We start from the raw sequence: 20,885 nt of genomic DNA, 5'->3' as shown, positions 1-20,885 counted from the left end.
CGAAGGCGATCCAGGAGTCCGTGGTCGAGCTGGTGGACCAGCAGCGCGATCAACTGCCCGTCCGACGCAGCCCGGGCGTCGTCGGTCCCGGTGCGGTGGGCCCGGTAACCGGGCCAGAGCCGTTCCCGCGGTCGGCGGTGGAGGGATCGGCGTTCCAACTCGCGAGGAGGCGCCAGGCTTCCTGTGATTGCCGGTCCTGTGCCGGGAGGTAGACGAACAGAGTCTGGTCGTCCTGGCCGGGCATGGTGAATGCCTGGTAGTCGATGGTCAGGTCACCGACCTGCGGGTGATGGAGCCTTTTCTGTCCGAAGGTGCGGACCAGCACTCTGTGATCGGCCAACCAGCGGCGGAACGACTCGCTCTTCATCGTCAGTTCGCCCACCAACTCGGCGGTACGGCTGTCCTCCGGGTAGCGTCCGGCGTCGAGACGCAACATGGCGGTCGCCTCGGCGGCGACGCGTTCCCAGTCGGTGTTGAGTTCGCGGGCGGCCTCGTCGAGGATCATCCACCGGGTCAGGTTCCGCTCCCGGTGGGGCATGGCGTCGAAGTCCGCGATGAGCACCCTGCACAGGTGGTTGGTCGCCAGTACATCGGTACGCAGCCCCAGGACGAACGCCGCGTGGTCGGTGTAGGAGTCCAGGAGCCGCCGAAGCCCCGGACGCACCTTCTGCACCGTGAGTGACCGGCGCACGGGCTACGACGGCGAGTTCCAGCTCACCACGGACTACTCGACCGAGATGCCCTCGGCCGCGAACGCCAGGGCCGTCGCCCGGCCGATGCCGGATCCGCCTCCGGTGACCAGCCGTCTTGCCCGCGAACTGCTGTGACGCGTTTGTGGCTTCCGTTCTGTGCCTGGGTGTGGTGGTCAGTAGCGGGCGCTGCTGGCCTGCAGATACGGCGGCACCATCGACGGGCGGCCGTCGACGGTGGCTCCCGCGAACTGGATCATCGGCGCGAACGTCCTGTTGTTCTCTGCCGGGAAGTTCAGCGCGGGCGCGGACACGTCATCCAGCCTGGCGCGCTGGGACTCGGTGAGAGTCACGTCCAGGGCATGCAGGTTTGCCTCGAACTGGTGCATGCGGCGCGCGCCGACCAGCGTGGAGGTGATCCCAGGACGGCCCTGCACCCAGGCCAGGGCCACCGCGGCGGCGCTGACGCCGACTTCGCCCGCGACGGCGTTGAGTGCGTCGATCACGACATAGTCGGCCTCGCTCGGCGCGCCGACAAGCTGCGTGCGCGCGGTGTCCACCGGTCCGGTGGCGGCGCTGGAGTACTTGCCCGACAGGAACCCGCTCTTCAGCGGCCCCCACGGCATCACTCCCATGCCCAGGGCCTGGGCCATGGGGATCAGCTCCCCTTCCGAGGTGCGCTCGAGCAGGGAGTACTCCACCTGCAGCGCGATGATCGGAGCCCACCCGCGGAAGCGCGCGACGGTGGCCGCCTCGGCCGTCGCCCACGCCGGCATGTCGGAGAACCCGACGTAGCGGACCTTGCCGTCGCCGACCAGGTCGTCCAGCGCGCGGAGGGTCTCCTCGACCGGCGTGGCCGGGTCGAAATTGTGCAACCAGTAGATGTCGACGTAGTCGGTCCGCAGGCGCCGCAGCGAGTTCTCCAGCTGTTGCACGATCGCCTTCCGGCTGGGGCCACCGCCGTTGGGGTCGTTCGCGTACAGGTTGCCGAAGAACTTCGTGCCGATCACGACCCGGTCACGCAGCGCGGAGCGGCCGGCGAAGTAGTCGCCGATGATCTTCTCGGAGTGACCGTTGGTGTAGGTATTGGCCGTGTCGATCGAGTTGCCGCCCCGATCCAGATAGATCGCGAGGATGTCCTTGGACTCCTCTGGGCTGCTCCCCCAACCGTGATCCTCACCGAAGGTCATCGTGCCGAGCGTGAACGGGCTGACCCGCAGTCCCGAGCGGCCGAGCGTGACATAGGAATCAAGCGACATGGCTGAGAACTCCTCGCCGGAGGTTGTTCGGGGACGCCGTGGCAGCCATCCCCCGTGCTCCTCCATTCGACTCCGGCACGTGGTGATCTCCTAGACCGACGCGCGCAGATCGTTGCATGATCCGCTCAACCTTGCCCGGATCATGTTTGCCGCGCCCACGATCCCGTGGTCCACTGGCGTGGTGGAGCACCTGGATGAACTTCGTCACCGGATCGCGCGACTGGCCGCGGGCAGCCCGCGCCCGGTCCCGATCGAGGGAATGTCGGTGTTCTCGACGGAGCAGGTGACCGAACCGCTGGGCACGGTCACCGAACCCATGATCGCTCTCATAGTCCAGGGAGCGAAGCGCACTGTCCTCAATGACCGCATCTTCGACTATCACTCGGGGCAGTACCTCGTCGCGACAGTCGATCTTCCCCTCACCTCACAGATCACCCGCGCCACGCCCGCCGAGGCGTTTCTCTCCTTCGGGCTTCCGTTGCAGCCCGCGATCATCGCGCAACTGCTGGTGGAGGCCGGCCCCACCGCCGTCCGCCCTCATGATGGACCGGGTATCGCGATCAGCGACGCCGACGACAAGTTGCTCGACGCTGTGGTCCGACTGCTGCGCCTGCTGGACGAGCCGCGTGACATCCCGATCCTGGCGCCCAGCGTGCGACGCGAGATTCATTGGCGACTGCTGAACGGACCCCAGGCGGCCCTGGTCAGACAGATTGGCCTTTCCGAAAGCCGCATAGCCCTCGTCGCCCGCGCGATTGAGTGGATCAAGACCCATTATGACCAGGTGATTCGCATCGACGACCTCGCCGCCGAAGTCGGTATGAGCGTCTCCTCACTCAACCGGCACTTCCGCGCGGTGACCGCCATGAGTCCGCTGCAGTATCAGAAACAGCTCCGCCTCCAAAGGGCCCGCATGCAACTCATCGCAGCGCCCCATGACGTGGCCGCGATCGGATACGCCGTCGGGTACGACAGCCCGTCGCAGTTCAGCCGCGAATACCGGCGCATGTTCGGAGCCCCGCCGGGCCAGGACGCGGCACGCCTCCAAACCGCGGCGATCGTGCAGGAATAGACGCCTGGCCACCCCGTCTCCTGCCTCCGGACCGCCCGCAGCGCCTCTGGCGTGGACGAACGACAGCGTTGCCGAACAGGGCGAGCCGTTCCCCGGGAGCCACCTGGCGTCCTGAGTCGAAGGTTTGTCGGCGGTGGCGGCGTTCGGCTCGCTCGACGCGGTGGTCAACGCGGATGACGAGTTCCGCGCCCGGATCGAGGCGCGCCTGTTCGGCGTCGTCAACGTCATCGGGGCCGCGCTACCGGTGCTGTGGCGCCAGCGGTCCGGCCGCGTCATCCCGTTCTCCTCGATCGCACTGGACAACGGAACGTCACCCGGGAATCGGCGAACGCCCACGCGGCCACGTGGTCCAGGGGCGCATGACGGCGTTCCCCCGCACCGCGGGGATGGCTGCCGGCCCCGGAGGAGAGCGATGGCACGGCCGTCCGTGACAGCCGCTCGAGCTGATCGGACGCCACCGCGCGCACCGGCACCCCGCAGCCGAATGGTCCACGCCGGGCGGCGCCCGGACGGCGGGCCTGGCTGCCGTCGCCGATACTGGTGCGGACACCCGGGCAGGGGCGCCCAGCCGCCCGTGAGGAGCCACCGATGGGCACAACCGCCGAGGAGACAGGCGACCAGGGGTTCTGCTTCGCCGCGATGGCGGCCCTGGTGGTCGACGACGACGGCGCGGTGGTGCGCTGGTCGGCGGCGGCGGCAGAATTGACCGGGCGCGCCGCGGACGAGGTGTGCGGCCGGCCGGTGCGGGAGCTGCTGGCCGAGCCGAACCGGGGACCGGGGCCGCGGGGGGCGCTGCCCGCGGCAGGCCGGGCCGGGCTGCGCACGGCGACCGGAGGCACGGTCGACATCGCGTTCCGGGTACTGCCGCTGGACGGGGCCGCCGAGTCCCTGGTGGTGGGCGCGCCCGCGGCCCTGGTGGCGGAGTGGGGCCACAGCATGGCGCACTGGCGGTCGCTCTTCGACCAGAAGACATTCGGAGTGGTCCTGTACGACATGGACCTGAAGGTGACGCGGTCCAACATCACCCCCGACCTGTTCGGCGGCCCGGCCTTGCGGCCCGGTGGCCGGATGGGCGAGGTGATGGTCGCGGAGGACGCCGAGGCGGCCGAGGCCGACCTGCGCACGGCGCGCGACCAGAGCGTGGTGCTGACGGGCACGGAGCAGCTGATGCGGTCCGAGCAGCTCCCGGGGCGGCAGTGGTTCCTGTCCCCCTCCGTCTTTCCGCACAAGGATGCGGCGGGCGTGCCGCGCGGCGTCCTCGCGGTGATCAAGGACACGACGGAGCACCGCAGGGCCCGCGACCACCTGGCCCTGCTGCACGAGGCCGCCGCCCGGATCGGCGGCTCGCTCGACATCGCGCAGACCGCGCGGGACCTGGTGGACGTGCTGGTGCCGGCGCTCGGGGACCTCGCGACGGTCGACCTGCCCGAGGCGGTGCTGGCCGGCGAGGAGCCCGAGAACGTCCTCGTCGGCCGCGGCCAGCACCTGAAGCGGGTCGCCGCCACGTCGGCCGGCGTCTGGCCGGACCCGGTGCTGAGGGTGGGCACCTCGTGGCCCATGCTCCCCGACGATCCGAAGCTGCGAAGTGCCCAGCTGGGCGAGACCATGACCATGGACCGGGCGGATGTGATCGAGTCGCTGAGCGGCAACCCGGAGCTGATCGAGAAGTTCGTGCCGGAGGGCGCCCACACCGTGGCCTCGGCGGCCCTGTTCGCACGCGGCCTGATCCTGGGCGTGGTCACCGTCTGGCGCACCGACCGCCCCGGACCGTTCGCCGAGGACGAACGCCGGCTGCTGGCCGAGATCGGCTCGCGGGCGGCGCTCGGCATCGACAACGCGCGCCGCTACACGCGCGAGCACCGGACCGCTGTCGCGCTGCAGGAACGGCTGCTGCCGCGCGCCACCACCGACACGACCGCGAGCGAGACGGCGGGCTTCTACCAGCCGTCCGGCGGCGGCGCCGGGATCAGCGGCGACTGGTTCGACGTCATCCGCCTGCCGTCCCTGCGGGTCGCGTTCGTGGTGGGCGACGTGACCGGACACGGCCTGCCCGCCACGGCCGCGATGGGCCGGCTGCGCACGGCGATCCAGACGCTGGCCGACCTGGAACTGGAACCGGACGACCTGCTCGTCCACGTCGATGCCCTGTTGCAGCGGCTCGCGGCCGAGACCTCGGGCGGGCAGTCGGAGACCGCGGCTGCCACCTGCCTGTACGCCGTCTACGACCCGGTCTCCCGCCGCTGCACCCTGGCCAGCGCGGGCCAGCCGCCGCCGGTCGTCATCGATCCTGACGGCGCCACCCGGTTCATCGACGTCGTGCCGGGGCCGCCGCTCGGCGTCGGCGGCATGCCGTTCGAGTCGATCACGGTCGACCTGGAGCCCGGCACCGTCCTGGCCCTCTACACCGACGGGCTGATCAAGGCGGGCGGTCTCGATCTGGAGAGCGGGCTGCAACGGCTGCGGCACCGCCTGGCGGCGGAGCACCGCGCAGGCCGGCCGCTCGACGAGGTCGGCCGCGCGGTCATGCCCGAGTCCGGCGACCGGCCGCCCCGGGACGACATCGTGCTGCTGCTCGCCCGCACCCGCGCGGTGCCGCCGCGGAACACCGCGCGATGGGAGTTTCCCGGCGGCCCGGAGTCCGTGGCCCGCGCCCGCGACGCCACCACCCGGCAGCTCGCCGAGTGGAGCCTGTCGGAGCTGGCGTTCACCGCCGAACTGGTCGTCAGCGAGCTGGTCACCAATGCGATCCGGCACGCCGGCGGCCCCGTCGGGCTGCGGCTGATCCGGGAGGACGTCCTCATCTGCGAGGTGACCGACCCGAGCAACACCCAGCCGCGGCTGCGCCGCGCGCACGCCACCGACGAGGGCGGGCGCGGGCTCTTCCTCGTCGCCCAGCTCACCACCCGGTGGGGCAGCCGCTACGGCCGGCGGGGCAAGACGATCTGGACCGAGCAGCCGCTCGGCGGCCAGCCCGACCCGCCGGCTGCCCTGATCGACGCGCTGTAGCGGGCCGGGATATCCGGCGGTCCCCCCGGCGGGCGACCCGCGAGGAAACGGCCGCCATCGTCTCCGACCGCGGCCGAGCCCCGCCGCGCGGGCGCAGTCAGCCGCGTCTCCGCGCTCTGCCCGCCAGAACGGCCGACGTGAGATGGCGGCCTTCCCCGAACCGTTCGAGCGTGAGGCCCGCGTCGAGAAAGACGCGCGGCACTGCTGGCAGGGCCAGGGATCGGCGCCGACTTCGTCGCGCACTCCCTTGCCGCTCAACGACGCCCTGGTGCAGTGGCTGTCCCGGTAGCCGGGGCGGAGGACCACCGCGCTCCGCGTCGCCGCGATCGGCGAACCCGCCAGCCGGAGGACGTACAGGGGGTGCTGGCTTCGTTCGAGGCGAAGTCGCTTCAGACATCGGACCTGGCTGAACTCCTCGTGACGCGCCGGGCGCTGGACTCGCCGAAGCGGGAGCTCGACGGCGCAAGGGCCTCCCCGCACACCATCCGCCGCAAGCGCGCCATCTTCCACAACGCGGTCGTCATCGCCATGGAAGCGGGCCTTCTTTCCGGCAATCCGATCCCGCGAGTGAGCTGGTCCCTGCCGGAGCCCGTCGAGGAGGATGTGGCCCCGGGCAGCGCCTCGAGCCCGGATCAGGTAAGTGCTCCGCTGCGAGAGGCCGACGCCCTCGCCGCCACCACCACCGGACCCACCCGCGCGCAGATCGCCGCAGCGGCCCGGGCGTTCGAGCGCGCCTCCCGCTCCCACACCCGCGCCGCCCGCGCCCATCAGCAGCAGGCCGCCGCCTGTGACCCGCACAGCACCTGCGGGCCGCCCACGGCATCGCCGCCGCGAGGCCGGTGGCCACCTGGCACGCGCAGGGCGTCCAGCTGCCCGCGCACGCCGCTGCCCTGCGGACCGCCTACCCCGACGGTGCCGAGCAGGTCCTCGCCGAACCCGGCCGGCCCGTCCCCGACCCGGCGGCGCTGCTGCGCCAGGCCGTCGCCCAGCGCGAACCGACCACCGCCCAGTCCGTCAGCGACGTTCTGCTGTGGCGCCTGCGGCGCCTGGCCGACCTTCAGGACACTGGTGAACGCCGCGATGCCCAAGTCGCCCGGGCCGCCGAGCCCACCGCTGCTCCGGTGCCGCGTCCATACCGTCCCTGAAGTGCTGGAGGCGTCGCGCCGCAGGTGGGCACGATTCCTGCCACGGTCCGAGTGGTCCACGCCGCCGGGGGGGGGAGCACGGCGGGCCAGGGCGCTCGGCGGGAAGAGCGGTGAGCCGCCGACGCCCTGGCGGACCGGGAGGTGGCGGAGAGCTACCGCAGCGAAGTCGTCGGCTGCTCGGCGCCACCGATCTGGATGAAGCTGACGGAGCTGGCGGTGGGATATCTCCCCGCCTCTCCCGGTCCGAGCTCGCCGACCTGCCCCACGCAGTCCGCGGACTGGTAGAACTGCGCATGCCAGTTGGTGTTGTTGTAGAGCAGAGCGTCGTCTTCCACATGCTCGATCGACCGGCACCGGCCGAGTTCGGCCTTCAGCACAGGCTTCAGCGTCGCTTCGTCGAGAGTCGGCTGCTTGGGGGCCGTGTCCGCTGTCTCCTGTGCCAGGGCGGTGCCGGCCCAGGCCGGAGTGAACGCCACAGCCACGGTAACCGCCGTGACCAGGCCTCTCCTGATGAGTGCGAGATCCTTCATGGAGTGTCCCTCGATAGGGGGTGGGGTCCCGTCGACCTTACGTTCTGTCTCACCGTCAATACCTTAGGTAGTTGTTGGTGTCGGACGCCCGGGGTCATGCCCGCCCGCGCCCAGCAGGCTTCGAGGCGGGACGCTCCGGGCGTGCGGGCCGCCTACGGCATCGCCGCCGCGAGGCCGCCCTGCGCGCCGCCTTCCCGGACGGTCCCGAGCGGGTCCTCGCCGACCTCACCCAGGCCGATGATCGGCACGACATCGCAGCTGCCCGCCACAACCAGCCGCCGGTGGCCCCGGCACCCGCGGGCCGGTGAGGGGCCGCTGTCGCGGTCGTGACGGCCAGCCTGGCCGGGTGGCCGGCTGGCGGCGCGGCCACTCGGCTTCGGGCGCGCACGCCGACCGGTAGGTGTGACCGCGGCTGATGGCCCGTGCGGTGGGCGAGGCGGCACCGGTGTCCGCCGTCGCTTCCGCCTGTCCGGCCACCGCGCTGGTCGTCATCTTCCACGCTGCGACGACGGCCTGGTCGTCGGCGGCCCCGGAGCCTTCCTGACCGCCCGGGTCGGTGGAGGGATCAGAGGTCGAATTCGGCCGGGGCCAGGCCGAGGGCGAAGCAGGCTTCGCGGACGATGGCTTTCTCGTCCTCGTCGAAGGTGCCGTCCGCGCCGCCGATGACGATGCCGATCTGGACCACCGCCCGGGCCTCGGCCGGCTTCTTCTTCGCCTTGGCCACCTCCTGCAGGACACTGACCTTGCCGAAGTCGAAGTCGGCGACCAGCTTGTCCAGGTAGTCGTCGAAGCGTCGCTGGAGGTCGTCGGCGGCGAAGTTGTTCAGCACCTCGTTGGTCGCGATCAGCTGCGCCACGCGGCGCCGTTCACTGACATCGACGGTGCCGTCGGCGGTGGCCACCAGCGCGCACATCGCCATGCTCGCGTCGCGGAAGGCGCCGCTTTTGAGATCGTTCTTCTTGGCGTTGAGCTGCGTCTGCATCGTGGAGGCGGACTCCTTGATGCGATCCCACAGGGCCACAGGGCACTCCATCGGTCGGCAGGGCGGTCCGGCCCGCTTCCGGTCCGGACCCGAATCGACTTCTACAACAGTGTAGAACGAGCGGCCGGCCGCACCGCCGCGGGCCCCTGGACGCCGGAACCTCGGCCGTCCGGGCAGGCGTTGCGTCCCGGGCGCCGCAGCGTCCGATGCTTCTCGGCGCCGTCCCGGCCAGGCTTCAGGATTCCTCCTCCTCGCCTTCCTCGTTCCCGCCGCCGTCGTCGAAGATTTCCTCCATGACCTCGCCGGCGACGTAGCCGCCGACGGCCCCGACGGCGAGCCCGGCCGCGCCCGCGGCGATGACCGTGCCCATGCCGGGGCCGGAGGAGTGGCCGTGGTGGTCGCCGTGGCCGTGGCCGTCGTCCTTGTGGGCGTACCCGCCGCCATAGGGGTCGCCCTGGGGGAAGGGGGACCCGGGATGGCGCTGCTGCGGGGGCAGGTGTGCGGCGCGGGCGGCGTGGTGTTCGACGAGCTGCCGGATCCAGGCGTCGACCTCACCCGTCCAGTCGGTGTGACCCACGCTCTCGTGGCCGACGGCGTGCCGGCCCGCGGAATCGCCGCCGCCTGTGAACAGGCCGCCGCGCTTGTCGGCCTCCAGCACGATCTCCACCCCGCCCGGGGAGGCGAGGAAGGTCACCTCGATCTCGTTGACCGCGTAGGCGTAGGCCGGGGGCGGGGCGAGTTCGATCTCCTGGTAGAACGGCAACTGCTGACCGGTTCCGTGGATGTGGCCGTACTCCAGGTCGGCGGAGGTGAAGCCGAATCCGAGCCGCCCCAGCGCCTCCAGGACAGCTTCCTGCACCGGCAGGGGCCCCACGCGCAGCGGGTCCAGGTCGCCCTTGTCCCTGGCCCCCGCGACGGCCAGCTCGGTGCGCACGCCCAGCGCCACGTCCAGCGGCTGACCGTGCAGCTCGGTGACGGGTGTCTCCCATGGCACCCGCACGGTGAAGGGCACGCTGTGCCGGGCGCCTTCGGCGAGCCGGAAGCCGCCGCCGACGGCCACCCGTTCGAAGACCACCACGCCTTCGGCCTCGCCCTCCTGGAGTTCGGCCTCCACGCGGGCGACCAGTTCCAGGGTGACGTGCTCGATGTCGAAGTCGGCGCCGCCGCCTTCGAGATGGACCTGTCCGGACAGCGTCCCGCCGGGCACCACGGGCCCGCCGTCCAGGACCGTGTCCACCGTGGGCCCGCCCACACCGAGCGAGCCGAGCAGCCGTTTGAACACCATCGCGGCGTCCACTCCTTTACACGTTGCACGTCTATGTGGCCCCGCTCGCGGGAGCTCCCGGGATCGCGCGCCCTGGCCTGCCGCCACCGGCCGGGCCGCCCGGCGGGCGGCGCCGCACGGTCGCCCCGAGCCGGGGAACCACCGGGACCGTCCTCGCATTTTCTACACGCATGTAGAAGGATAGGCGGGGCGCACACGCCCGCCAGTACGTCCAGGCATACGGGAGCAGAACGGCTGAAAGTCACCCTTAGCAGGGACTCGCCGCATCCCCGGCCGGTCGCTTCGCCCGCCCCTTACCGTTGGGCTGCGGGCGCCCCGCCGCCCCGTCCGGCCACCTCCGTAGCGAAGGAGCATCCGCCCGCCATGGGTGAACCACCCAGTACCAGCCGTGCCACACCCCGCCCAGCCGCGACGACCGGGGACTCTGGGGTGGCACGGTGACCGAAATCCTGCTGCTCCTGCTCGCCCTCGCCCTCACCCTGGCCTGCGCCGTCTTCGTCGCGGCCGAGTTCTCCCTCACCACCGTGGAGCGCGGCGCTCTGGAACGCGCCGCCGAGAACGGCGAGCGCGGCGCCGCCGGTGCGCTGGTGGCCGTGCGGCGGCTGACGTTCCAGCTCTCCGGCGCGCAGCTGGGGATCACCGTGACTTCGCTGGTGATCGGCATGCTCGCCGAGCCGTCGCTGGCGGTGCTGCTGCGCGGCCCGCTCGAAGCGGCCGGTCTGGGCGGCGCGGCCGGCCCGGCGGCCACCCTCCTCGGGGTGTCCCTGGCCACCGTCGTCCTGATGGTCGTCGGCGAGCTGGTGCCCAAGAACTGGGCCATCTCCCGCCCCCTGGCGGTCGCGAAGATCTCGGCCGGGCCGCAGCGCGCCTTCACCGCCGCCTTCGCCCCGCTGATCCGCCACCTGAACAACACCGCCAACCGCCTGGTGCGCCGCTTGGGACTGGAGCCCGCCGAGGAACTGGCCTCCGCCCGCAGTCCTCAGGAACTCGTCGCCCTGGCCCGGCATTCCGCTGCTCAGGGGATGCTGGAAGCCGACACGGCTGAGCTGTTCGTGCGCACCCTGCACCTGAGCGAGCTGACGGCCGAGAACGTCATGACCCCACGGGTGGATGTGCACGCCCTGCGCGAGCACGCGACCGCGGCCGACGCCGCCAACCTCACCCGGGCCACCGGCCACTCCGGCTTCCCCGTCTACCGGGAGTCCCTGGACGAGATCACCGGCACCGTCCACATCCGCGACGTTCTGGCCCTGGACCCGGGGACGCGGCTGACGACCCCGGTCACCGACCTGGCCACCGGGCCGCTGCTCGTCCCCGACAGCCTGCCGGTGGACCGGCTGCTGGAACGCCTGCGCGCCGACGGGTCGATGGCCGTGGTCATCGACGAATACGGCGGCACGGCCGGGGTGGTCACCCTGGAGGACATCGTCGAGGAGGTCGTCGGCGAGGTCCGCGACGAGCACGACCCCGTCGAGGAACCCGGCCTCATTCCGGCCGGCCCCGGCGTCTGGGAGGCCGATGGCGGTGTGCGCATCGACGAGCTGACGGCCCTCGGCCTGACCGTGCCCGAGGGTCCCTACGAAACCGTCGCCGGGCTGCTGGCCACCCGCCTCGAACGGATACCGGCCACCGGTGACACCACCGAGGTGGCCGGCTGGCGGCTGACCGTCCTGGCGACGGGGCGTCACCGCGCCCGACGGGTCCGGCTCACCGCCCCCCGTTCCACCGGCGGCTCCGCCACCGACCGGGAGGGTGCCCGATGACCGCCTTCCAGCTCGCTCTCGGGGCGCTGACCCTGCTGACCAACGCGTTCTTCGTCGGAGCCGAGTTCGCCCTGATCTCCGTGCGCCGCGACCAGATCGAGCCGCGCGCGGAGCGGGGCGACCGGCGAGCGCGCACCGTGCTGTGGGCGCTTCAGCACCTCTCCCCGATGATGGCCACAGCGCAACTGGGCATCACCGTCTCCTCCCTGGTGCTCGGCGCCGTCGCCGAACCGGCCATCGCCCACCTGCTGGAACCCGCCTTCGACGCCGCCCACGTCCCCCACGGCCTGGTCCACCCCGTGGCCTTCACCATCGCCCTGGCCGCGGCCACCTACCTGCACATGCTCATCGGCGAGATGGTGCCCAAGAACATCGCCCTGGCCGCCCCCGACCGCACCGCCCTGGCCCTGGGGCCCCCGCTGGTCGCTCTCACGCGCGCCCTGCGCCCGGTCATCTTCGGCATCAACGCCTTCGCCAACACCCTCCTGCGCCTGCTGCGCGTGGAACCCAAGGACGAAGTCGCCTCCGTCTTCACCGACGACGAACTCGCCCGCATCGTCAAGGACTCCACCGACGCCGGCCTGCTGGAGACCGCGGAGAGCGAACGGCTGCGCGACGCCCTCGCCCTGGGCACCCGCACCGTCGCCGAGATCACCGTCCCGGCCAGCCGGATGACAACCGTCGACCACCGCATCACCCCCCACCAGCTCGAACGCACCGCGGCGGCCGCCGGCTACTCCCGCTTCCCCGTCACCGGCCCCGGCACCACCGTCCTGGGCTTCCTCCACGTCAAGGACGCGCTGAGCGCCGTGGCCCGCGACAAGCCCTTCCCCCGCGAGGCCCTGCACCCCGTCGTCCGCATCGCTCCCGAGACCCCGCTGGACGACGCGCTGACCGCCATGCGCGCCGCCTCGACCCACCTGGCCGCCGTCACCAGCGGCAACGGGGCCCTCCTGGGCTTCGTCGCCATGGAGGACATCCTCGCCGAACTCGTCGGCCCACCCGCTCGCACCTGACCGCTCCGGGGACCGACCGGGTGACACGCCCCTCCCATACACCCGCACGTGGGTGTACGGGAGGCGGACCGGTGGTACTCAGATCCGACCGCACAACCGCGGCCGACTGCGAGGAGAGCGTGGTGCCCGACGTCCTGACCGGCCAGTGGCCGCTGGGCTGGAGCATCGCCCTCTTCCTCACCGTCGGCGCGTTCACCGTGCTGGGCAGCGTGCGCCTGGCCACCCTCGGAGACGTTCTCGCCGACCGCACCGGCCAGGGCGAGGCACTCTTCGGCGCGGTCTTCTTCGGCCTGGTCACCTCACTGTCCGGCATCGTCATGACCGCCGCGTCCGCCGCCGACAACCACCCCGATCTCGCCTACAGCAACGCCGTGGGCGGCATCGCCGCCCAGACCCTGGCCATCGCCGCCGCCGACGCCACCTACCGCCGGGTCAACCTCGAACACGCCGCGGCCTCCCTGCCCAACCTGCTCTTCGGCTGCCTGCTCATCGGCCTGCTCGGCATCGCCCTGATGGCCGCCTTCAGTCCCGACGTCACCGTCTGGAACATTCACCCCGCCTCCGCGGTCATGGTCGCCTTCTACTGGGGCGGACTGCGGCTGATCAGCGACCGCCCACGCCCCATGTGGATCGCCGTCCGCACCAAGGACACCGTCCCCGACGTACCCGAAGAGACCGCCACCACCGGCCGGCGCCGAACCACCACCCTATGGACCGAATTCCTCACGATCGCCGCCCTCGTCGTCACCGGCGGATGGCTCATCACCCGTGCAGCGGAAACCTTCGTCACCACCACCGGCCTGAACGCCGGCTTCGTCGGCGCCGTCCTGATGGGCATCGTCAACGCACTGCCGGAGACCGTCACCGCCATCGCGGCCGTCCGCCGCGGCGCCGTCACCCTCGCCGTGGCCGCCGTCATCGGCGGCAACTGCCTGGACGCCCTCAACCTCGTCGTCGGCGACATCGCCTACCGCGGCGGATCCCTCTACCACGCCGCCGGCCCCGACGAACTCTTCCTCACCGCCGCCGCCTTGGTCATGACCACCGTCCTGCTCGGCGGACTCCTCATCCGCCAGGAACGCGGCTGGTGGCGCCTCGGCTTCGACGGCATCCTCCTGATCACCATCTACACCGCCACCACCATCACCCTGGCCTTCTGACATCCACCAGAAAGCGCAAACGGCCCCCGCCTCGCTTCTCCCCGCGCAGGACCCACCTGGTAGCCGGCCCGGCACTCTCCAGCAACTCCGTACGGGTACGACCTGCGGTCCAGCGTCCGCTCCCCGCGGCAGCCGATGGCACTGGTGACCGAGGTGACGTCCTCAGGGAGCCTCCATAAGGCCAGGCGTGCCGTCGCCCGAGGAAAGGTCGACGGGTGTAAGGCGCAGCCCCACGGCGCGGAGGAACGGATCCCAGTCCAGCCAGACCTCCCACTGCTCCCCAGGAACTCCGAAGAGCGCGTAGCCGTCCGCGCCCGCACCACCCCGGCACGGCCGGATGTCCCCCGACCAGGATGGCTCGCTCCCATACTCGTTGCCGACCATCGACTTGTACGTTGCCCATGCCCTTCACAGACAACGCAACCCGGTTCTCATTCCCGGCTCCCGTTCACCTTGCGGAAAACAGCCCCGGTCTTGTTACTTGCCAACAAGCCCCGCACGACGACGAGAAGAGACCCACCCACACCGCAGGTGAGCGCAGGGAGAGCGCGGACGCCTTCGGAAAGAAGCACACGTGTCAACCCGTCACGGATAGCTCGACATGGTCTGATCAGCCAGGACGGGAATCGTCCGCACCGAGGTGGGGGAATGCGAAACCGTGCGGCGGTGTTGGCGGTCGAGACAGTCTGCTGTAGGAGAACGTGTATCACCGGGGCGATACGTAAGATCAAACTCAATGACGGCCACACGCGCTATCGTCTCCTGGTTGATATCGGCACGACTGCCGACGGGAAGCGCAGGCAGTTGACCCGCACTTTCGACACGAAGAAGGAGGCGGTGGCCGAACTCGCCCGCATTCGGCACGAGATGAACGCGGGCACTCTTGTCGCGCCGGAGAAGATCACGGTGGATGAGTGGCTGGATACCTGGCTGAAGAGCGCCGTGCGGGAGGTGGAGGAGGCCACAGCGGCGAACTACGAGGACGCCATGCGCCCGGTGCGTGCACACCTGGGGGAGAGGCTGCTGCAGAAGCTTTCGGAAACGGATGTCGAAGGCCTGGTCGACTGGATGCTGACCTCGGGCCGTGTTCGCGGCGGGAAGCCAGGTACGGGGTTGGGCATCCGTTCGGTACGCCTGACGCTCGGCCGTCTGCGTGCGGCGCTGAACATGGCGGTGCGGCGGCAGCTCGTGCCGCGCAACGTGGCGCAGTACGTGACGTTCCCGCGCCATGCCCGGGAGGCAGCGGCGGCGGCGAAGGCGCAGCGGGTGCCGTGGAGTGAACAGGAGGTCGTGCCCTTCCTCCGATACATCGCGGGCGACCGGCTGTACGCCCCCATGTTGCTGTTGCTGCTGGGTCTGCGGCCGGCCGAGGTCTGCGGGCTGCGGTGGATCGATGTCGATCTGGATGCCGGGACCATTGTGAGAGACCGGGTCGTGCTCATGAAAAAGGACCCTGTCTCACTTTTGTGAAACAGGGCCCTGACCTGCGACGGAGCGCTACGCTCCAGTCGGGACGGCGGGATTTGAACCCACGACCCCTTGACCCCCAGGCAAAAACTAGGGTAGTTGGACCTGCGTATGCGTGGGCTGCGAGCTGGGGGCAACGTCCGTGGACGTCCGTAGTCGTCCGCCGCGGCTCGCTGCCGTTGTCACGCAGTTAGTCACTCGGCATAGAGGGCTGTAACACATGAGGGGCGGACAGCCGGACAGTTGGGAATCCTGCTGTCCGGTACATCTTCGCAGGTCAAATCCTTGGCCGGACAGCCGGACAGCCCGGATCCCCCAGTGTTACAGCGCATGAAGGCACGCTCACGGGAGGATGAGTCCAGGCTTCCCCTGACCCAGGTCCCGTAGGTGAGACAGGTAGTCCTGAGCCGCAGGCTCAGCGCGGTAGCGATCCTTCATCACGGCTGCCAGCTCCCGACTGGTCATCAGTAGTGAGGGGACGGACTGCCGATCGGCGCTGAGCGCACGCTCTCCATAGATCAAAGCCTGTTCAAGGTCCCCTTCGCGAGCAGCCGCGACGCCCAGAGTGACCCTCGCCTCCGCGTTGCGCAGGGGCGCCAGTTCCGCCCCGTCGAAGTCGGTACCCACGCGCAGAACCTCCTCAGCGAGAGTCCGGGCAATCCGATCCTCGCCAGCCAGCCTGTAACAGTCCATTGCGTAGTAGTCGAACTTGGCCGGGTCAACTACGAAGTGATTATCGAGGTTCTCGGGGTGAGGCATGCTCTCCAGCAGACGGCGCCCCTTCTCCAAGGCGAACTCGGTCTGTCGGCGGTCCTTCAGCCTGGCCCACGCTTTGGCTTCCTGGGCCGCGAGCTGCACTGCGACGCCGTGTTTTGAGGCGGCCTCTGCCCCCGCTCGACTCGCGGCGATGACGCCCCGGTAGTCACCTGTGGTGAGGGCAAACCAAGCACGCATCTCGTGAGCCCAGCCCGCGACTTCGCTATTCCCGGATTCACCAGCGAGCGAGAGTGCGGCGCGTCTGGTCGCTTCTGCACCACGTCGATTGCCTGCGTCGTATTCAACGCATCCGACCAGGAGGGCAAGCCAACCCGAGATCGTCAGAATCTCGCGGTGCTGCGAGAGTGTGAGGCTTCTAGAGTGCAGGTCCACCAGGCGCCGCATCCATTGACGTCCCTCGGTGAGAAGCTGCTCACTGGGCAAGTAGGCGTACTCTGAGCACAGTCGGTCTGTGGTGATACGCAGTGCATCGAGAGTCGCGCTATCGACATCCGAGTGGTTGAGACGGTTCAAGATGTCAACCGTCTCCATGCCGCTGACCGCGATGATCTCGGCATTGCCATCCCTGCGCGTCGGGGCGGGGAAGATGGCGTGAGTCACGGTACCGAACGTCGCTGCAATGATCGGACGGTAGAACTCGCCCGGCATGCTGCCAGATTCCCAGCGCTTCCACTGTCGGACCATGCTCTCATCGCTCGGCAGTTCCGAAGAGGCGTGTGCTCGAAGCGCCCGGACGGCCTGAAGCTGCGACCAGTCACGCGCTGCGCGCTCCGCTGAGATTCGACGCGCCCAGTCCGGCCTTCCATCGTTCATCTGCCCTCCTCGGGTCTTACGCGGAGTCTGTCTTGTTGTTCTGGGGGACAGTCAAGAGGACAAACAGGGGACAGAGGGGGTGTCCCCCGGACGTCGGTCTTGACCCCAGGTTGTCACGTACCTCTCAACTGCCTTGTCGGGCATGGTGATTCCAGGTCAAGAGTCGCTAACTCGGGATCCTTCTTCGAGGACTGTGACTCGTTCGGTGAGTCTTGCGATCTGGGAGCGCATTTCGATGATCTCGTCACGGATATTCTCGTTACGGGAACCCTCGGCAGAGACGAACACCCCGCGGTTTCCGGCGGAAAAGATCAGCCCTTCAGCCCGAAGGATCTCTAGCCCATTCTGGACAGTCTGCGATGCGACGCCGAATTCTTCGCTGAGCTGCTTCCGTGTCGGAAGCCGATTGCCTGGCTGGTATCCCTCCCTCTTGTCGTTGATGGCTCCTCTGAGGATGTCGGCGATCTGCACGGCCTTCGGTCTCGGGTCGTCGTCGGCAAGGCGCATACTCCCGAGCCTACCCACCATCGCGCACTAGTCCGCGTTGGACCGCAGGGGTTGTGTACTAGCGTGCGCTAGTGCATGCTGGTCTGTGTGGCGCGGACCCCGGCCAAGGACAGTCCGCGCCCGGCCCTCAAGCCCTGAGTGAGACAGGAGAACGACGTGAACAGCCTGATCTGCGCCCATGAGGCGCCCCCCTGGGAGTGCCGTACCTGCGGTACCTGTAACGGCTGGGGGACCTGCACGGACCGCACCAACGGCGGTTACAAGGCCTGCCCGACCTGCAACGGGAAGGGCTGAGATGAGCATGAAGAGCTTCATCGGTGCCCATGAGGCGTTGGACGATGACGACTTCATCGAGCTGGCGTTGGGGACGCCCCTGGCGCTGTGGCTCGGTGAGGAGAACGAGAGCGAGGAAGAGCGTTCGGCCCGTGAGGACGCGGCGCGGGACATCCTGGCGGACGACCCGGGTCTGTTCGACCGGGTGTCGAGGGTGGCCGTGCTGGCGATCGAGGCGCAGGCGCCGGCGCTGCTGAACGTCGTGTCGCTGCGGTCGGCGGCCCGCCGGGCGCGGAAGGCGGTTGCGGCATGAGCGAGAGTCTTCGGGTTCCCAGTGGGCCCATCGAGACGTGCCCGGTCGGCTTCATGCCCCGCGAGGCGCAGCGGGCGATGGTCCTGGACGCCCTGCGCGTCGCTGGGGTTGAGCTCGGTGCCTACGACGAGCGCATCGCGGAGTGGCTGGCCGGGTGGGACTGGTCCACCGTCGTCGTGATCGCGTCGTGGCTGCGCCGCGCCGTCGAGGTCCACCCGTCCCGTGCCGACGTGCTGCGGGAAACCGCCCCCGAACTGGACTCCCTCTGCGAGCAGTACGGCGTGCTTGGCGTGGGCGACCGCCTGCGCCGCATGGCCGACGACGCCGGGGCGGGTGGTGGGCAATGAGCACGCTTCTTCCTGCCGCTGCTGCGGCCTTACCTCTGGCGGGTGGCTGGTCGGTGCACGCGGCGATGCTGCGGCGCCGCTTGGATACGGCCAGGCGTGACCCGCTGTCGGGTCTGCACCGTCGGGAGGGGTTCGAGCAGGCCGCGTCGCGGCTGCTGGCCCGTGGCCCGCTGGTGGTGGCCGTGATCGACCTGGACGGCTTCAAGCAGGTCAACGACACGTTCGGGCACGCCGCGGGGGACGCGGTGATCGCCGCGACCGGCGCGCGCCTGGCCGAACACGTCGGGGCGCATGGTGTGGCGGGCCGGTTGGGGGGCGATGAGTTCGCCGCCGCCTTCCCGCTGAAGCCCGCTGGCCTGCCGGGCGAGTTGGCGGCCCTGCACACGGCGTTGTGCCGGCCGGTGCCTCACGAGGACGTGCCGCTGCTGTTCGTCGGGGCGTCGGTCGGCGGGGTTCTCGCCCCGGTGGGCACCGCGCTCGGGGTGGCGCTGCGGGTGGCGGATGAGGCCATGTTCGGGGCCAAGCAGACCGGTGGCGGCCCGTCGGTCGCCCCGGGTCTCACGCCCGTCTACCGGACGGTCAACGGCCGCCGCGACGGCCGTCGTGGCACCGGTCTGGAAGGCGGTGCGGCATGAGGAAGACGACGTTGCTGCGCCGCCCGCGGCTTCGGCCGCTGCCGCTGTTCGGTCTGGCGTTGGTGTTGCTGGTGCTGCTCGCGCCTCAGGCCGCCGCGGTGCTGGCTGCCGGTGTGGTGGCGCTGGCCGGTCCGCTGGCCCTGTGGGCGGCCACTCAGCCGGTCGTCCTGGTGTTCGTGGTCGGCGTGCTCGCCGGCCGTCGGACGGTGCGCCGGAGCGGGGGTGCGGCATGAACCGTGCGACCGCTGACCGGCTGATCGTGGCCGGTGCCGGAACGGTGATCGTGGCTTTGACCATCGCCGCGTTCTGGCTGTCCTACGCCCACTTGGCGGACATCGCGATGGACCATGGCCTGTCCGGGGCCCGCGCGTGGGCCTGGCCCGGATGCCTGGACCTGGGGGTCATCGCCGGCGAACTCCTCATGCTGCGCGCGGCGATCCAACGACGTACGGACTGGTGGGCCATCGGCCTGACCGTGACCGGCTCCGGCGGATCCATCGCGCTCAACGTGGCGGGAGTCGGCGCGGATGCCGAAGCGCTCGACTACGTGGTGGCCGCCGTTCCGCCGTCCGCGGCGCTGATCGCGTTCGGCGTGATGATGCGCCAGGTCCACCGCTGGCTCGCCCACCCCGAACAGGCCGCGGCCCGGCGGGTGGTCATCTGCGACCGCGGCGGACTGGGCATCCCCTCCGTGCCGAACAAGCCGCAGCGCCCGGCCGGCAAGCCGAGGCAGGCGCGCAAGGCCACGGCCAAGGCAGGCAAGGCGCCGGCGCGGCGCACGCAGGCCGAACTGCTCACCGCGGCGCGGGAGGAGACCGCCGGGTGGCCGGTGGCCGACCTGAACGCGGAGAAGATCCGCACCACGCTGCGAGTCGGCCCCCAGCGGGCCCGCGCGCTGCGGGACACCCTGCGGGCCGAACGCGAGCAGGGCGCGGCCTCCGGCCCGGTGGGGGTGGCGGCATGAGGGGCGCGGGTGGCCGGCCGCGGGTGTTGGACCTGTGCTGTGGCGCGGGTGGTGCCGGGATGGGCTATCACCTGGCGGGGTTCGAGGTGATGGGGGTGGACATCGCCCCGCGCCCGTCCTACCCGTTCTCGTTCGTCCGGGCCGATGCGATCGAGTACGTCACCGAGCACGGCGCGGGGTTCGACTTCATCCATGCGTCGTGGCCCTGCCAGCACGACAACGCGTTGGCGCTGGGCACGAACGCGCATCTGCGGGAGACCTACCCGGACCTGATCGCGGCCGGTCGTGCGGCGATGCTCACGACGGGCCGGCCGTGGGTGATCGAGAACAGCATGACCGCGCCGATGCGGCGGGACGTCGTGCTGTGCGGGACGCAGTTCGGCCTTCCGATCTTCCGGCACCGGGCGTTCGAGGTGCACGGCTGGTTCCCCATGGGTCTGCCGCACTCCCCGCACCGCGGCAGGGTCCGCGGTTGGCGTCACGGTGCCTGGCACGACGGGGAGTTCGTGGCCGCGTACGGCAAGGGCGGTGGCAAGGCCAGCGTCCCCGAGATGCGGGCCGCGTTGGGGATCGACTGGACGGCCGACCACAAGGAGCTGACCGAGGCGATTCCGCCGGCCTACACCCGCTTCCTCGGTGAGCAGGCCATCGCCCAGCTCGACACCGCGGAGGTGGCGGCATGAGCGAGCCGATCGTCTACGCCGAAACCTGGCGCGCGGTGATGGCAGCGGCCGGCAGGCGGTGCCAGTGCCGCGGTGAGTGCGGCAACCCCCACAAGAAGGGGGAGGGGCGCTGCCCGAAGGAGCACGACCGGTACGCGTCCAAGCACCGGGCGCCGGTGCGGCTGATCGCCGCGCCGGCCGACCCGACCGTGACCGGTCT

22 protein-coding genes and 1 pseudogene are annotated in these 20,885 nt (G+C 70.5%); 16 read left to right on the top strand and 7 right to left on the bottom strand.

Annotation, left to right across the window (positions count from 1 at the left end; all coding sequences use genetic code 11):
• Positions 1 to 49 precede the first annotated feature (49 nt).
• Complete coding sequence (locus tag ADY01_RS10430) at positions 50 to 664, bottom strand: hypothetical protein (RefSeq protein WP_234320165.1); 615 nt, start codon at positions 662 to 664, stop codon at positions 50 to 52.
• Positions 665 to 674: 10 nt separating this feature from the next.
• Between ADY01_RS10430 and ADY01_RS39015 the strand changes: the two genes are divergently transcribed.
• Complete coding sequence (locus ADY01_RS39015) at positions 675 to 827, top strand: hypothetical protein (protein WP_159001098.1); 153 nt, start codon at positions 675 to 677, stop codon at positions 825 to 827.
• A gap of 38 nt (positions 828 to 865) precedes the next feature.
• On the opposite strand, the gene ADY01_RS10425 is transcribed toward ADY01_RS39015, so the two are convergent.
• Positions 866 to 1,948, bottom strand: a complete 1,083-nt coding sequence (locus tag ADY01_RS10425; RefSeq protein WP_049569540.1) for an aldo/keto reductase — start codon at positions 1,946 to 1,948, stop codon at positions 866 to 868.
• A 259-nt stretch (positions 1,949 to 2,207) separates the two neighbouring features.
• Between ADY01_RS10425 and ADY01_RS10420 the strand changes: the two genes are divergently transcribed.
• The 3 genes from ADY01_RS10420 to ADY01_RS10410 all read left to right on the top strand — a co-directional run bounded on the left by ADY01_RS10420 (position 2,208) and on the right by ADY01_RS10410 (position 7,171).
• Positions 2,208 to 3,020 carry an AraC family transcriptional regulator gene (locus ADY01_RS10420; RefSeq protein ID WP_049569573.1) on the top strand — a complete coding sequence of 271 codons (813 nt, stop codon included), beginning with the start codon at positions 2,208 to 2,210 and terminating at the stop codon, positions 3,018 to 3,020.
• 588 nt (positions 3,021 to 3,608) lie between these two features.
• Positions 3,609 to 6,026 (top strand): ATP-binding SpoIIE family protein phosphatase, encoded by a 2,418-nt coding sequence (locus ADY01_RS10415; RefSeq protein ID WP_078900173.1) that lies wholly within the window; start codon positions 3,609 to 3,611, stop codon positions 6,024 to 6,026.
• An 839-nt stretch (positions 6,027 to 6,865) separates the two neighbouring features.
• On the top strand, positions 6,866 to 7,171 hold the full coding sequence (locus tag ADY01_RS10410) for a hypothetical protein (RefSeq protein ID WP_049569537.1): 306 nt from the start codon (positions 6,866 to 6,868) through the stop codon (positions 7,169 to 7,171).
• Positions 7,172 to 7,323: 152 nt separating this feature from the next.
• Here ADY01_RS10410 and ADY01_RS10405 read toward each other — a convergent pair whose 3' ends face one another.
• Entirely contained in the window at positions 7,324 to 7,701 is a 378-nt protein-coding gene (locus tag ADY01_RS10405) for a hypothetical protein (protein ID WP_049569527.1), read from the bottom strand.
• Between the two features lie 77 nt (positions 7,702 to 7,778).
• Here ADY01_RS10405 and ADY01_RS39010 point away from each other — a divergent pair, with 77 nt between their 5' ends.
• Positions 7,779 to 8,009, top strand: a complete 231-nt coding sequence (locus ADY01_RS39010; RefSeq protein ID WP_159001096.1) for a hypothetical protein — start codon at positions 7,779 to 7,781, stop codon at positions 8,007 to 8,009.
• Between the two features lie 257 nt (positions 8,010 to 8,266).
• Here ADY01_RS39010 and ADY01_RS10400 read toward each other — a convergent pair whose 3' ends face one another.
• Both ADY01_RS10400 and ADY01_RS10395 read right to left on the bottom strand, forming a co-directional pair.
• Positions 8,267 to 8,722, bottom strand: coding sequence for a tellurite resistance TerB family protein (locus ADY01_RS10400; RefSeq protein WP_049569524.1), 456 nt, complete (start codon positions 8,720 to 8,722; stop codon positions 8,267 to 8,269).
• A gap of 196 nt (positions 8,723 to 8,918) precedes the next feature.
• Positions 8,919 to 9,968, bottom strand: a complete 1,050-nt coding sequence (locus ADY01_RS10395; RefSeq protein WP_049569521.1) for a sporulation protein — start codon at positions 9,966 to 9,968, stop codon at positions 8,919 to 8,921.
• Between the two features lie 437 nt (positions 9,969 to 10,405).
• On the opposite strand from ADY01_RS10395, the gene ADY01_RS10390 reads away from it, so the two are divergent.
• The 4 genes from ADY01_RS10390 (at position 10,406) to ADY01_RS10370 (ending at position 15,377) form a co-directional block, all read left to right on the top strand.
• A complete protein-coding gene (locus ADY01_RS10390) occupies positions 10,406 to 11,731 on the top strand; it encodes a hemolysin family protein (protein WP_049569517.1) in 1,326 nt (441 codons plus the stop codon).
• Positions 11,728 to 12,747 carry a hemolysin family protein gene (locus tag ADY01_RS10385; RefSeq protein ID WP_049569514.1) on the top strand — a complete coding sequence of 340 codons (1,020 nt, stop codon included), beginning with the start codon at positions 11,728 to 11,730 and terminating at the stop codon, positions 12,745 to 12,747. The genes ADY01_RS10390 and ADY01_RS10385 overlap by 4 nt, the downstream gene beginning before the upstream one ends.
• A 122-nt stretch (positions 12,748 to 12,869) precedes the next feature.
• A complete protein-coding gene (locus tag ADY01_RS10380) occupies positions 12,870 to 13,907 on the top strand; it encodes a sodium:calcium antiporter (protein ID WP_049569567.1) in 1,038 nt (345 codons plus the stop codon).
• A 648-nt stretch (positions 13,908 to 14,555) separates the two neighbouring features.
• Entirely contained in the window at positions 14,556 to 15,377 is an 822-nt protein-coding gene (locus tag ADY01_RS10370; protein WP_107081695.1) for an Arm DNA-binding domain-containing protein, read from the top strand.
• Positions 15,378 to 15,716: 339 nt separating this feature from the next.
• Here ADY01_RS10370 and ADY01_RS10365 read toward each other — a convergent pair whose 3' ends face one another.
• On the bottom strand, positions 15,717 to 16,964 hold the full coding sequence (locus tag ADY01_RS10365; protein WP_049569509.1) for a hypothetical protein: 1,248 nt from the start codon (positions 16,962 to 16,964) through the stop codon (positions 15,717 to 15,719).
• Positions 16,965 to 17,120: 156 nt separating this feature from the next.
• A complete protein-coding gene (locus tag ADY01_RS10360; protein ID WP_107081696.1) occupies positions 17,121 to 17,471 on the bottom strand; it encodes a winged helix-turn-helix domain-containing protein in 351 nt (116 codons plus the stop codon).
• Positions 17,472 to 17,772: 301 nt separating this feature from the next.
• On the opposite strand from ADY01_RS10360, the gene ADY01_RS10350 reads away from it, so the two are divergent.
• From ADY01_RS10350 to ADY01_RS10320, 7 genes and pseudogenes are all read left to right on the top strand, one after another.
• Complete coding sequence (locus ADY01_RS10350; RefSeq protein ID WP_199826208.1) at positions 17,773 to 18,057, top strand: hypothetical protein; 285 nt, start codon at positions 17,773 to 17,775, stop codon at positions 18,055 to 18,057.
• Entirely contained in the window at positions 18,054 to 18,404 is a 351-nt protein-coding gene (locus ADY01_RS10345) for a hypothetical protein (RefSeq protein ID WP_049569501.1), read from the top strand. Before ADY01_RS10350 ends, ADY01_RS10345 begins: the two co-directional genes overlap by 4 nt.
• Complete coding sequence (locus ADY01_RS10340) at positions 18,401 to 19,039, top strand: GGDEF domain-containing protein (protein WP_049569495.1); 639 nt, start codon at positions 18,401 to 18,403, stop codon at positions 19,037 to 19,039. Before ADY01_RS10345 ends, ADY01_RS10340 begins: the two co-directional genes overlap by 4 nt.
• Positions 19,036 to 19,272, top strand: coding sequence for a hypothetical protein (locus tag ADY01_RS10335; protein WP_049569492.1), 237 nt, complete (start codon positions 19,036 to 19,038; stop codon positions 19,270 to 19,272). Before ADY01_RS10340 ends, ADY01_RS10335 begins: the two co-directional genes overlap by 4 nt.
• Entirely contained in the window at positions 19,269 to 20,003 is a 735-nt protein-coding gene (locus tag ADY01_RS35960; RefSeq protein ID WP_053170684.1) for a DUF2637 domain-containing protein, read from the top strand. The genes ADY01_RS10335 and ADY01_RS35960 overlap by 4 nt, the downstream gene beginning before the upstream one ends.
• A gap of 59 nt (positions 20,004 to 20,062) precedes the next feature.
• Positions 20,063 to 20,686: a DNA methylase gene (locus tag ADY01_RS10325; protein WP_234320163.1), complete on the top strand. Its 624-nt coding sequence runs from the start codon at positions 20,063 to 20,065 to the stop codon at positions 20,684 to 20,686.
• A pseudogene (locus tag ADY01_RS10320) lies at positions 20,683 to 20,885 on the top strand (hypothetical protein); the annotation flags it as partial. The gene ADY01_RS10325 and the pseudogene ADY01_RS10320, both read left to right, overlap by 4 nt.

Origin of the sequence: Streptomyces sp. SBT349 (genome assembly GCF_001083795.1) — a bacterium.
Lineage (GTDB): Bacteria > Actinomycetota > Actinomycetes > Streptomycetales > Streptomycetaceae > Streptomyces.
Note: the sequence above shows the minus strand (reverse complement) of the source record. Positions and strands in the feature narration are given on the sequence as shown.

What these genes read in the sequence shown, in the direction of transcription:
- ADY01_RS10425 (WP_049569540.1), bottom strand. Translation starts at nt 1,948, where the DNA reads ATGTCGCTTGATTCCTATGTCACGCTCGGCCGCTCGGGACTGCGGGTC.
- ADY01_RS10420 (WP_049569573.1), top strand. Translation starts at nt 2,208, where the DNA reads ATGTCGGTGTTCTCGACGGAGCAGGTGACCGAACCGCTGGGCACGGTC.
- ADY01_RS10415 (WP_078900173.1), top strand. Translation starts at nt 3,609, where the DNA reads ATGGGCACAACCGCCGAGGAGACAGGCGACCAGGGGTTCTGCTTCGCC.
- ADY01_RS10405 (WP_049569527.1), bottom strand. Translation starts at nt 7,701, where the DNA reads ATGAAGGATCTCGCACTCATCAGGAGAGGCCTGGTCACGGCGGTTACC.
- ADY01_RS10395 (WP_049569521.1), bottom strand. Translation starts at nt 9,968, where the DNA reads ATGGTGTTCAAACGGCTGCTCGGCTCGCTCGGTGTGGGCGGGCCCACG.
- ADY01_RS10385 (WP_049569514.1), top strand. Translation starts at nt 11,728, where the DNA reads ATGACCGCCTTCCAGCTCGCTCTCGGGGCGCTGACCCTGCTGACCAAC.
- ADY01_RS10370 (WP_107081695.1), top strand. Translation starts at nt 14,556, where the DNA reads ATGCGAAACCGTGCGGCGGTGTTGGCGGTCGAGACAGTCTGCTGTAGG.
- ADY01_RS10365 (WP_049569509.1), bottom strand. Translation starts at nt 16,964, where the DNA reads ATGAACGATGGAAGGCCGGACTGGGCGCGTCGAATCTCAGCGGAGCGC.
- ADY01_RS10360 (WP_107081696.1), bottom strand. Translation starts at nt 17,471, where the DNA reads ATGCGCCTTGCCGACGACGACCCGAGACCGAAGGCCGTGCAGATCGCC.
- ADY01_RS10350 (WP_199826208.1), top strand. Translation starts at nt 17,773, where the DNA reads ATGAAGAGCTTCATCGGTGCCCATGAGGCGTTGGACGATGACGACTTC.
- ADY01_RS10345 (WP_049569501.1), top strand. Translation starts at nt 18,054, where the DNA reads ATGAGCGAGAGTCTTCGGGTTCCCAGTGGGCCCATCGAGACGTGCCCG.
- ADY01_RS10340 (WP_049569495.1), top strand. Translation starts at nt 18,401, where the DNA reads ATGAGCACGCTTCTTCCTGCCGCTGCTGCGGCCTTACCTCTGGCGGGT.
- ADY01_RS10335 (WP_049569492.1), top strand. Translation starts at nt 19,036, where the DNA reads ATGAGGAAGACGACGTTGCTGCGCCGCCCGCGGCTTCGGCCGCTGCCG.
- ADY01_RS35960 (WP_053170684.1), top strand. Translation starts at nt 19,269, where the DNA reads ATGAACCGTGCGACCGCTGACCGGCTGATCGTGGCCGGTGCCGGAACG.
- ADY01_RS10325 (WP_234320163.1), top strand. Translation starts at nt 20,063, where the DNA reads ATGGGCTATCACCTGGCGGGGTTCGAGGTGATGGGGGTGGACATCGCC.